Here is an 11931-nt window from a genome sequence, read left to right on the forward strand (position 1 = left end):
ACGTTGATATCCAATCTGGCTCGGGCGGTACTGAAGCGCAAGATTGGGCAAACATGTTACTACGTATGTTCTTACGATGGGGTGAGGCACACAAATTTAAAGTTGATCTGATTGAAGTATCAGCTGGCGATGTCGCTGGGATCAAAGGCGCGACTATCCGTTTGGGTGGTGAGTATGCTTATGGTTGGTTACGTACCGAGACCGGTGTACACCGTTTAGTACGTAAATCACCATTTGATTCAAGTGGCCGTCGTCATACATCATTTGCATCGGTATTTGTTTATCCTGAAATTGATGACAGCATCGAGATTGACTTGAATCCATCGGATTTACGTATTGACGTTTACCGTGCTTCGGGCGCGGGTGGTCAGCACGTAAATACAACGGAATCAGCGGTACGTATTACTCACTTACCCACTAATCTTGTTGTACAATGCCAGAATGATCGTTCGCAACATAAGAATAAAGATGCGGCAATGAAACAAATGCGTGCAAAACTGTTTGATTATGAAATGCAAAAACAGAACGCAGAGAAACAAATAGCAGAAGACGCTAAATCAGATATCGGTTGGGGCAGTCAGATCCGTTCATACGTTCTGGATGACTCACGTATTAAAGATTTACGTACTGGTGTTGAAACACGCAATACACAAGCCGTTTTAGACGGTGATTTAGACAAATTTATTGAAGCTAGCCTGAAATCAGGTCTGTAAAAAATAGGGTTAAATAATGACTGAACAGTTACAAGATGAAAACAAACTGATTGCTGAACGCCGTGCGAAATTAGATCACATTCGTACTAACTGTAAGGCAAATGGCCACCCTAACGATTTCCGCGTAAAAGATAAAGCGGCAGATCTACAGGCTTCATTTGGTGAAAAATCAAAAGAAGAATTAGTTGAAATACAGCACGTGGTAAGCATCGCGGGTCGTATCATGGCTAAACGTGGTCCTTTCCTAGCAATCCAAGATGTGTCTGGTCGTATCCAAGCATACGCAGCGAAAGACGTGCAAAAAGCACAGAAAGCTGAACTTGGTGGTTTAGATATTGGTGATATCGTCGGTATTACCGGTGCATTAAACAAATCAGGTAAAGGTGATCTTTACGTTGAGATGACGGAATATGTATTGCTGACTAAAGCACTACGCCCGTTACCTGAAAAGTTCCACGGTTTAACCGATCAAGAACAACGTTACCGCCAACGTTATGTTGACTTAATCGTGAATGAAGAGTCACGTAATACCTTCATGATCCGTTCTAAACTGGTTGCTGGTATTCGCCGCTTCATGGAATCTAAAGAGTTCATGGAAGTTGAAACACCAATGATGCAAGTGATCCCTGGTGGTGCTTCTGCACGTCCATTCGTTACTCATCACAATGCACTTGATCAACAAATGTTCCTACGTATCGCACCAGAGCTATACCTGAAACGTCTTGTTGTTGGTGGCTTTGAACGTGTATTCGAAATCAACCGTAATTTCCGTAACGAAGGCTTATCACCACGTCACAATCCTGAATTCACGATGATGGAATTCTATATGGCGTACGCGGATTACAATGATCTTATGGATCTTACTGAAGAAATGCTACGTACAGTAGCAATCGAAATATTAGGTTCTTCAGCGATGCCTTACGGTGAAGAAACGGTTGAATTTGGTGGTACTTACACGCGTATGAGCATGTTAGACGCAATCAAACATTACAACCCAGACCATGCTGAAATTAAAGAACTGACATATGACGGTGTTAAAGATCGTGAACATATGGCAAACATTGCTCGTTCACTACACATCACTGTTGAGAAGTTCTGGACTTGTGGTCAGCTATTAGAAGAGATCTTCGGTGAAACCGCTGAACCTAAACTAATCCAACCGACATTCATTACAGAATACCCAGCGGATATTTCGCCACTGGCGCGCCGTAATGATAATAATGATTTCATCACTGACCGTTTTGAATTCTTTATCGGTGGCCGTGAGGTTGCAAATGGTTTCTCTGAGCTTAACGATGCTGAAGACCAAGATGCACGCTTTAAAGCACAAGTTAACGCGAAAGATGCGGGCGATGATGAAGCGATGTTCTACGATGCCGATTACATTACTGCACTAGAGCACGGTTTACCACCAACAGCGGGTCAAGGTATCGGTATCGACCGTTTAGCTATGCTATTTACGAATACGCATACTATCCGTGACGTGATCCTATTCCCTGCAATGCGCCCACAAGCAAATAGCTAATTAGTTATTTAATTGATAGATAATAAAAAGCCAGTCAACTGATGTTGACTGGCTTTTTTGTTTTTAGACGATTGATGACAGTTTTTAGTATGCGTGGAGACTAGTCTGCTTCAACTAACGAGTAAGGCAATGGCATGAAGGCTAAGCTTGATTCGTTATCAGTGATTTTAAATACACTATCTGCTTCAAGGTTATTGGGTAGTACACTTGAGATCAGTTGTACCCCATCGCTATATCGATAACTTAGATTGACCTTGCCGCTACTACGCCAGTTCTCACCCAGTTGCAATTCAATGCTATCACCACTGTTAACTTCAGATTCAGTTGCACCGGTTAAGATCGCCATTGCGCGTTTATTGGTTCCACGGTATTTCGCGCGCGCGACCGTTTCTTGGCCTGTGTAGCAGCCTTTCGTAAAGCTAATGCCATCATAAGCTTGTAGATTGAATGCTTGTGGGATCTGAATGCTGCTCATGCTTGCGCTGACAATCGGTGCTGCCGCGAGGATATCAAGTGCTTCCCAGAATGAACCATCGTCGGTTGCTGTTTCGGCTAAGTGTTGGCTAATCTGTTGCAGTGACGCATCACTTTTTTGTAATAACACTAAGAAGCGTGGCGTATCGCCAATAAGTCGTAGTACAAAACCATTGGGCAAATGAGTGACGGCTTCTTCACCTAAGGTAATAGCGAAGGTTTTATTCAGCCACTGTTCAGCTTGCTTACCGGCAACACCATAAAGATTGCAAAATGCAGAAGCGTCGGTGAGTTCTACTTTTGAGAATACCGCATATTTCTTTAATTCTGGCAGGCTGATCGCCAATGCCTCTTTGCGCATGATGAAATAAAATGAATTACCTTTTTTGGCTACCTGGAATGTTGACCACAGTTTGCCTTTAGGATCGCAATGACCGCCCCAGGTTGTTTGTTGATCTTCTAAACCCACCAGATCACAAGTCAATTGGCCTTGTAAATAACTTAAACGCTGCTCACCTGTTGCAGTCATTAATCCCCATTGTGATAGCTCGCTTACGATCACATTTGGTAATGCATCGGTTGATGCTAGGGTCAGTTTATTAAATTGCGTCATTGTTTACTCTTCTCTGGCTGGTTTTCTCTATGGTAGAGTGAACTCACGCATTTGTCTTTAGAAGATCTTGTTTATTTTTATGGTAGAATAATTATATGGATAGCAGGATAAGGGAAAAAAATGACTGAGTTAGGTTCAAAGGCGCGTTTGCGTTGGGCTTGTCGTCGCGGCATGCTGGAATTAGATGTATTATTTCGTCCGTTTGTAGATGAAGCTTATGACGATTTATCACACCCAGATAAATTGATTTTCCAACGCTTGTTAGAAGGCGAAGATCCAGAGCTATTTGCTTGGGCAATGGGTCATGAAAAGTGTGCCGATCCAGAATTAGCCTATATGATGAATAAAATTGTCTCAAGAGTTAAAGTGTAACCTCAGGTTACGCCCGTCTAAATGCTGGTTGTTGCTGTGTATTGCAATACATAGCTCGGTACTCGGTTTGTTATTAACTTGGCTGACCCTTATCTCATTACAATTAGTTTATAGCGTAGTCATTATTGCTTTATGCAGCTATCAGTGCCGGCAACATTGGCTACGTCGTCCCTCGTTTACTTATTTCACTAATGGTTATCTACAGTTCGAACATGACGGTGAGTTATTTGCAATTGATAAGCGCTCACGCAGCGCCGACCTTTTTATTCAATTAAGTTATACTCGCCTTGAGCATCGCCGTGTGCAATCCTTATATATAATGCGTGATGCCATCGATGATAGTGATTACCGCCGTTTAGTTCGCACCATCAAAATATTGAAATAACGCTTAAACTTAATTTTTTGCAACCGACTCCTTTTTTTAAGAGCGATAAATGTCAATTTCAGCACCCTCTGCCATTTCTGAATCATTACCCCTGATTATTGCTGGACCAATATTACGGCATTGTGATGAACAGCATTTCACTTTATGGTTTGTCAGTGAGAAGCTATTATCGGCTTTAAGCTTAACTTTGCAGGGCGCCGATTTTTCACGGTTATTATCCGCTGATGAAGTTCATACAATCAAACTGGGTACCCATGCTTATCAGTATTTAATTAATGTCACCGCCACGCAATTATTACCAGCGGATGTCGTTGTTGACTATCAAATACATGATGCTGAATTAGGCGCACTATTTAGCGCTGTTACCGATCTTTGTTACGGTGACTCGCATAACCCGAACTTTATTGTTAAACCTAACATTACTGATCTATTACATGGTTCTTGTCGTCAACCGCATCATCATAGTGGCGATGCACTGGTTGCGGCGGATACTCGTTTACAGGCGGCTGATTCGCCAAACGAACGACCTGCGCTATTGATGCTAAGTGGCGATCAGGTCTATGTGGATGACGTTGCGGGGCCAATGTTATATGCGATCGGTCTAGTCATTGATTTGTTGGGTTTACCGAGTGAAACGTTTAGCTCGGCAAGTATTCCTTGCAGTGATGACATTGGTTATCAGCCAGAAGATCTGTATCGACGCCATCTCCAACTCTTACCTAAAACACAATACCCTGCAAAAACGGGCTTACATAATTGGTATGTCAATCACGCGATCTTTACCTCTTCATCGGCTGAAAATCATTTAGTTAGTGTTGGTGAAGTGATGGCCTTATATCTGCTATCGTGGTCGCCTGAGTTATGGCAGCAGATCACTATTCCCCGTGATGTGCAAGGCCTCAGCGCTGAACATTTAATTCGTTGGCAACAAGAGTGGGATAACTTACTGGTCTTTAAAGCCGGACTAAATCAAGTTCGCCGTCTGATGGCTCATTTACCCACCTATATGATCTTTGACGACCATGATGTCACGGACGATTGGAATCTAACGGCAAAGTGGGAAGAGGCGGCGTATGGCAATGCATTTTCGAAACGGATCATTGGTAATGCCTTAATCGGTTATACCTTGTTTCAAGGACTCGGTAATAATCCGCAACCTATGCTGACTAATTTAGCGGATCCGTTGGCGGATTATTTTCGGCAACTCTCGGCGCGGACTCAGGATGATTTAATTGATATCTTGCTGAAATATGAACAATGGCACTATACCTTAGCTACTTCGCCTAAATTAGTGGTATTAGATACCCGCACTCGACGCTGGCGCAGTGAATCGAATCTAGCGAAACCTTCTGGGTTGATGGATTGGGAAGCCTTGACGGAGTTTCAGCAGGAATTAGTCGGTGAAGATAAGGTTATAATTGTCTCACCAGCACCGATGTATGGCGTCAAGGTGATAGAAACGGTGCAACGTATAGCGACTATGTGTGGTGCGTCATTAATGGTTGATGCGGAAAACTGGATGGCACATCCCGGTACCGCGAATACCTTGCTGAGTATTTTTATGCATCGAAAAACCCCGCAGCAATTTGTGATCTTATCCGGTGATGTACATTACTCGTTTGCCTATGAAGTTGGCATTCGTTTTCGTCATGGAGGACCGCAGATATACCAAATCACCTGCAGTGGACTCAAAAATCAGTTCCCTGAAAAGTTACTCGTTTGCTTTGATAAACTTAATGCTTGGTTATACGGTTATTATTCACCGTTAAACTTTTTCACTAAGCGTAAACGCATGACGATCAGGGGCTATCGACCTAATAATGCTAAAGATAAGCGTTTAGTTAATCACAGTGGCATTGGCATGGTGAGTTTTGCTGAAAATGGTGCACCGAGTAAGATTTCGGTATTACACAGTGACATGAGTGAAACCCAGTTTATCCCGACTAAACATGATTAAAAAAGCAGCTAGTTAGCTGCCTTTTCAAGATGTTTTGACGGGTAAGGGCATTATAACTTAGGTTGTAATATGGTTGGCTCTGGCTCGTCAAACTGTTCTGGATAGTCGAGGGTATAATGTAGCCCACGGCTTTCTTTACGATCTAAGGCACTACGAATAATCAAATCTGCCACGGTTACTAGATTTCTTAATTCTAGCAAGTTGTTACTGACGCGGAAGTTACTGTAGTACTCATGAATTTCTTGTTGTAACAGATTTACTCGGCGTTGGGCGCGTTCTAGACGTTTGGTGGTTCTGACAATACCCACGTAATCCCACATAAATAAACGCAATTCATGCCAGTTATGCTGAATGATAACTTCTTCATCTGAGTTAGTTACTTTACTTTCATCCCATGCCGGAATGCGGTAATTTTTATGGGTTTTGTGTAATTTAGATAAAATATCATCGGCGGCAGCATGCGCAAACACAATACATTCCAGTAATGAATTACTCGCTAAACGGTTGGCGCCGTGCAAACCAGTATACGCCACTTCACCAATCGCGTATAACCCCCGCATATCCGTTTGACCGGTTAAGTCCGTCATCACGCCACCACAAGTATAATGTGCTGCAGGTACCGCTGGAATGGGATCTGTGGTGATATCAATGCCTAGCTTCAAGCAGCGTTCATAAATAGTCGGGAAATGACTAATAATAAATTCGGCAGGTTTATGACTGATATCTAAATACACACAATCACTACCCAGACGTTTCATTTCAAAGTCGATAGCCCGCGCGACAATATCACGTGGTGCTAATTCCCCGCGTTCATCAAAGCTTGGCATAAAGCGGGTGCCGTCAGCATGCCGCAAATAGGCACCTTCACCGCGGAGTGCTTCAGTTAATAAGAAGTTCTTTGCGTCGGGGTGAAATAGGCATGTTGGGTGGAATTGATTGAATTCCATATTCGCCACGCGACAACCTGCACGCCATGCCATGGCAATGCCATCGCCACTCGATACATCTGGGTTACTGGTATATTGGTAGACTTTACTGGCACCGCCTGTGGCTAAAATAACAAAGCGCGCCTTGATAACTTCTACTTTTTCGGCGTCACGGTTCCACACATAAGCACCAACAATACGGTTAGTTGCTTGATTAAGCTGTTTGGTCGAAATAAGGTCCACCGCATTAAAGCGTTCCATTAAGGTGATATTCGGATGTTGGCTGACATTATCAATGAGGGTCGTTTGTACTACTTTACCAGTGGCATCTGCAGCATGGAGAATGCGGCGATGACTGTGTCCACCTTCTTTGGTGAGGTGATAGTGTTGTTCGCCATTATCATCAGCCACCTGATCAAATGGTGCGCCTTTATCTATCAACCAGTTCAAGCTGGCAGCGGCACTACTGGCGGTAAAGCTGACCGTATCTTCATCGCACAAGCCGGCACCGGCAATAAGTGTATCGGCAACGTGGCCTTCAACGCTGTCGGCTTCATCGAAGACCGCGGCGATACCCCCTTGTGCATAAAGGGTTGAGCCTTCGGTTAAGCTGCTTTTGCTTAATACCGTGACTTTAGCTTGGTCGGCGAGTTTTAAGGCCAATGAGAGTCCTGCGGCACCACTGCCGATAATCAGTACATCGCTTTGGTATTCCGCATTTGTTCTCATAGTTTCTGCTCGATTTGTAGTATGCTATTAGGACTAACTCTAAGTAAGGCATTATAAGCTGTAAATCACTGGCAATAAAAAGTTATTTTTATTTATTTGCCTAAAATTTGATTTATTTAGCTCAATGGCGAACTTTATTTGGCGTTAAAACGAACTTTATTTATATAACGCAGTCTGAAAATTACGCATTAGTAATACTAGTGTCATCAGAATATTAAGAGGTTATGAGTTACTAATGAGTGCAAAAGAGACGGACTTGCAATTAGTTGAGCGAGTTCAAGGCGGTGACAAGGCCGCATTTAATTTATTGGTGACGAAATACCAACAAAAAGTGGCGAACCTGATCTCACGCTATGTTTCTGCCAGCGGTGACGTTGCTGATGTGACTCAGGAAGTATTTATTAAAGCCTATCGTGCGTTACCTAATTTTAGAGGTGATAGTGCGTTTTATACTTGGTTATATCGTATTGCCAGTAATACCGCGAAAAACTATTTAATTGCGCAAAGTAGACGACCACCTGCGAATGATATTGATGCCGCAGATGCTGAGTTTTACGACGGTAATGATGGCATGCGTGAGTCATCAACACCAGAGCGAATTATTCTGGCGGAAGAGATGAAAGCCGTTATTTTTTCGGTTATTGACGCGTTACCTGATGAATTACGTACCGCGATAACACTGCGTGAAATGGAAGGCATGAGTTATGACGATATTAGTATTGTGATGGATTGCCCAGTGGGTACTGTTCGCTCACGTATTTTTCGAGCGCGTGAAGCGATTGAAGTGAAATTAAAACCCTTGCTTCAACAGTAAATTAAACACAGATTACGGATGAGTAAATTTAGGTATTAATTATGATAGAAAAAGAACGTTTATCCTCCATAGTAGACAATGAAAATATTGATGCAGCACTACTTGATGAGTTAGGTAAGGATGAAACATTATCTTCAAGTTGGCAGCATTACCATCTGATTGGTGATGTGATGCGTGGTGAAACACCTGCAACGGTTAATTTAGATCTTACCCGTGCTATCACCGCTGCGATTGCTGAAGAACCTGCACTGATAGTGCCAAAAGAAAGTGCCAACGACAGCTCTTTCTATCAAAAAGTGATCCAGCCTTGGCTAAAAACTGGTGGTCAATTAGCGATTGCCGCATCGGTGACGTTAATGGTGATCACTGGTGTGCAGTACAGCAATACCGAAGCACCAATAACAGGACTTGAGCCTGCATTAAATGTGATGCCGTTTGCTGGTGTTGCATCACCGGTAAGTTTTAGTGTTGAATCTCCGGACTCGCATCAAGTGCAACCTGAGTTTACTGATGAAGAAAAAGTAGAACAGGTACGCCGTATTAATGCGTTTGTACTTGATCATCAATTACAAAAACGCATCCAGCAATAATATAGTGAGCCAGTAATGTTCAAGAAAAGTGTTGGTGTGTGGATATTGTTGTCTTCATTTTTTACGCCAGTGGCTTGGAGTGAAGTCGCTCAAGCCAAGGGCAGTGTCGATGATAGTGTTAATAACAGTGTGGCTAATCGGGCAGTGCCAGCTGGGCAGCCATTATCCGCTGACACCCTGTTAGACAATATGAAAACGGCTTTTAAGCAGCTGAATTACGATCTGTCTTATGTCGAAATTGAACGTGGCAGAATAACCCCTATGCGTTATAGTCATGGCTTAATTGATGGTGTGTCGGTGGGACATTTACTGTCATTAAACGGTAATCCACGTGAATATCTACGTCGTGGTAATATCACCAGCTTTTTTGAAGCCGAGCAACCGGGATATTCATTATCATCAACCGCTATTCCCGGGCTATTATTTAATTTAATGGCAACCGAGTTAACCCTTGATGAGAGTTTATACCAAGCTATTTATGTTGGCGGAAAATCTCGTGTGACAGGGCGCTTAAGTCAAGTTGTGCGTGTGGTGCCGAATGATAAGTACCGTTTTGGTTATTTGATCTGGGTGGATTTAACGACTAATTTGCCATTACGTATTGATATGATCAAAGACAGTGGTGAGGTGGTATTCCAAGTGATGGCAATTTCGTTATATCAGTTCCCAGATGTTACACCTTGGTTAGAGCAATTGAATTCAGTAAAGCTGCCACCCGTTTTATCAGCAATTCAAACCCAAGCCTTAATGCCTGCACCGACCAAATCAGAATGGACAGCTGCTTGGTTGCCGAATGGATTTAAGCAGATTGTGAGCAATAAGCACCAAATTGCAGGTATTGATCAGATCATTGATTATATGCAGTTTTCTGATGGACTTGTCGACATTTCGATCTATGTTAATACCAATGTCAAAGCAGGTAGTTTAAGTCAAGGATTAGGCGTATCAGGGCAAATTAGTTTACAATCTAAGATCACAGATGATATTGAGATCGTCGTTGTCGGAGAAGTACCTAGTATGACAGCCAAAAAGATTGCTGACTCCGTGGTTCGAAATCTTGATAACTAATTTACGTTAACAATCGTGACAGAGCTTGGCGATGCCAACTAGGTATTGCTATAGCTGCTCACGGTTGTTTTAAACAAGGCTTTCACCCGTATGATTATTGAAACAGCTATCGTTAAAAGTGTTACTGGTGATCTGGTTGCTGTGCAATGTGAAAGCAAGTCTGCTTGTAATCACTGTCATGCCAGCGATAACTGTGGCACTGGTACGGTAGCTAAAGCATTTCCACACCGAACCCACAATTTTACGGTCACTAAAACTGCAGATGTGGTTGCTGGTGATAAAATTGAAATCGGTTTACGTGAAAAGAACTTGGTAACTAGTGCGATGCTGGTTTATTTATTGCCATTAGCGACAATTTTACTCTCGCTGGGGATCGGTCAGTATTTATCACAAGTTTTCCAATTTGATGGTGAAGGCTTGGTTATTCTAGCGGCTTTTATTGGCGGTTATATTGGTTTTCACTGCACCCGAAAGTTAAGTGTTAAATTCGATCAACGCTTTGATTTAAAACCTAAAATGCTAGGTGTTGTGGCTCAATCGGAAGTGATAGGGCAATGGCGTGCTGATTAAAAGCAATTGAAAGATAGCAGTCATCCCTTAAATCCGTTAAAATCCGCCTCATTAAGTGTCATATCTACTAAGTATTGGATATTATCTAACTCATGAAACACATTCGTAATTTTTCAATTATTGCCCATATCGATCACGGTAAATCAACTTTATCAGATCGTTTAATTTCACATTGCGGTGGTTTATCCGACCGTGAAATGGCAGCACAAGTTCTTGACTCAATGGATATTGAGCGCGAGCGTGGCATTACAATTAAAGCGCAAAGCGTAACGCTGGATTATAAAGCGAAAGATGGTGAAATATACCAGCTTAACTTTATTGATACTCCAGGGCACGTGGACTTCAGCTATGAGGTTTCTCGCTCATTAGCAGCTTGTGAGGGTGCTTTACTTGTTGTCGACGCCGGTCAAGGCGTAGAAGCACAGACTCTAGCAAACTGTTATACCGCGATGGAAATGGATCTGGAAGTTGTGCCAATCCTAAATAAAATCGATTTACCTGCTGCCGATCCAGATCGTGTTGCAGAAGAAATCGAAGATATTATTGGTATTGATGCAATGGAAGCGACACGTTGCTCTGCAAAAACTGGTTTAGGTATCGAAGACGTACTTGAAACAATTGTAAGAGAAATTCCATGTCCATCAGAAGGTTCTGAAGACGCGCCACTACAAGCGCTGATCATTGATTCATGGTTTGATAACTATCAAGGTGTTGTATCGTTAGTGCGTATTACTAATGGTGCGCTTCGCAAAGGCGACAAACTGACGGTTATGTCGACAGGTGAATCTCATCTAGTTGATAAAGTTGGTATCTTCACACCAAAACAAACTGATACTGGCGTACTACACTGCGGTGAAGTAGGATTTGTTATCTGCGGTATTAAAGATATTTTGGGCGCACCAGTAGGTGATACGCTAACAAATACGCGTCGTCCAGCAGATGCACCAGTTCCTGGTTTTAGTAAAGTTAAACCTCAGGTTTATGCGGGTATGTTCCCAATTAGCTCTGATGATTATGAAGCGTTCCGTGATGCCCTTGGTAAACTAAGTCTAAACGATGCGTCTTTATTCTACGAACCAGAGAGTTCTACGGCACTTGGTTTTGGCTTCCGTTGTGGTTTCTTAGGTTTACTACACATGGAAATCATTCAAGAGCGTCTTGAGCGTGAATACGATCTTGAATTGATCACGACTGC

At 42.7% G+C, this 11931-nt stretch carries 12 protein-coding genes; 10 read left to right on the forward strand and 2 right to left on the reverse strand.

From position 1 onward, the window contains the following. A partial coding sequence (gene prfB / locus QNK26_RS12620; RefSeq protein WP_319223429.1) for a peptide chain release factor 2 occupies window positions 1-713 on the forward strand: 713 nt, incomplete at its 5' end. Between the two features lie 16 nt (window positions 714-729). Beyond that, on the forward strand, window positions 730-2238 hold the full coding sequence (gene lysS, locus QNK26_RS12625) for a lysine--tRNA ligase (protein WP_319223431.1): 1509 nt from the start codon (window positions 730-732) through the stop codon (window positions 2236-2238). Between the two features lie 100 nt (window positions 2239-2338). Here lysS and ygfZ read toward each other — a convergent pair whose 3' ends face one another. Then, window positions 2339-3325, reverse strand: a complete 987-nt coding sequence (gene ygfZ, locus QNK26_RS12630; RefSeq protein WP_319223433.1) for a tRNA-modifying protein YgfZ — start codon at window positions 3323-3325, stop codon at window positions 2339-2341. A 120-nt stretch (window positions 3326-3445) separates the two neighbouring features. Between ygfZ and QNK26_RS12635 the strand changes: the two genes are divergently transcribed. The 3 genes from QNK26_RS12635 to QNK26_RS12645 are packed head-to-tail and all read left to right on the forward strand — an operon-like array spanning window position 3446 to window position 6039. Beyond that, window positions 3446-3697: a succinate dehydrogenase assembly factor 2 gene (locus tag QNK26_RS12635; RefSeq protein ID WP_319223434.1), complete on the forward strand. Its 252-nt coding sequence runs from the start codon at window positions 3446-3448 to the stop codon at window positions 3695-3697. 31 nt (window positions 3698-3728) lie between these two features. Then, window positions 3729-4082, forward strand: a complete 354-nt coding sequence (locus tag QNK26_RS12640; protein WP_319223453.1) for a protein YgfX — start codon at window positions 3729-3731, stop codon at window positions 4080-4082. A 49-nt stretch (window positions 4083-4131) separates the two neighbouring features. Beyond that, the gene (locus QNK26_RS12645; protein WP_319223437.1) at window positions 4132-6039 is read left to right on the forward strand and encodes an alkaline phosphatase D family protein; all 1908 of its coding nucleotides are present in this window, start codon (window positions 4132-4134) and stop codon (window positions 6037-6039) included. A gap of 50 nt (window positions 6040-6089) precedes the next feature. Here QNK26_RS12645 and nadB read toward each other — a convergent pair whose 3' ends face one another. Then, window positions 6090-7694 (reverse strand): L-aspartate oxidase, encoded by a 1605-nt coding sequence (gene nadB, locus QNK26_RS12650; protein WP_319223440.1) that lies wholly within the window; start codon window positions 7692-7694, stop codon window positions 6090-6092. 235 nt (window positions 7695-7929) lie between these two features. Here nadB and rpoE point away from each other — a divergent pair, with 235 nt between their 5' ends. The 5 genes from rpoE to lepA all read left to right on the forward strand — a co-directional run. Then, entirely contained in the window at window positions 7930-8508 is a 579-nt protein-coding gene (rpoE, locus tag QNK26_RS12655; RefSeq protein ID WP_319223443.1) for an RNA polymerase sigma factor RpoE, read from the forward strand. A gap of 41 nt (window positions 8509-8549) precedes the next feature. Continuing rightward, window positions 8550-9098: a sigma-E factor negative regulatory protein gene (locus QNK26_RS12660; protein ID WP_319223445.1), complete on the forward strand. Its 549-nt coding sequence runs from the start codon at window positions 8550-8552 to the stop codon at window positions 9096-9098. Between the two features lie 15 nt (window positions 9099-9113). After that, window positions 9114-10166 carry a MucB/RseB C-terminal domain-containing protein gene (locus tag QNK26_RS12665; protein ID WP_319223447.1) on the forward strand — a complete coding sequence of 351 codons (1053 nt, stop codon included), beginning with the start codon at window positions 9114-9116 and terminating at the stop codon, window positions 10164-10166. 90 nt (window positions 10167-10256) lie between these two features. Further along, window positions 10257-10736, forward strand: a complete 480-nt coding sequence (locus QNK26_RS12670) for a SoxR reducing system RseC family protein (RefSeq protein WP_319223450.1) — start codon at window positions 10257-10259, stop codon at window positions 10734-10736. Between the two features lie 92 nt (window positions 10737-10828). Beyond that, a partial coding sequence (gene lepA, locus QNK26_RS12675; protein WP_319223451.1) for a translation elongation factor 4 occupies window positions 10829-11931 on the forward strand: 1103 nt, incomplete at its 3' end.

It is taken from the genome of Moritella sp. (assembly GCF_033791185.1).
In the GTDB taxonomy this organism is placed as follows: Bacteria; Pseudomonadota; Gammaproteobacteria; order Enterobacterales; family Moritellaceae; genus Moritella.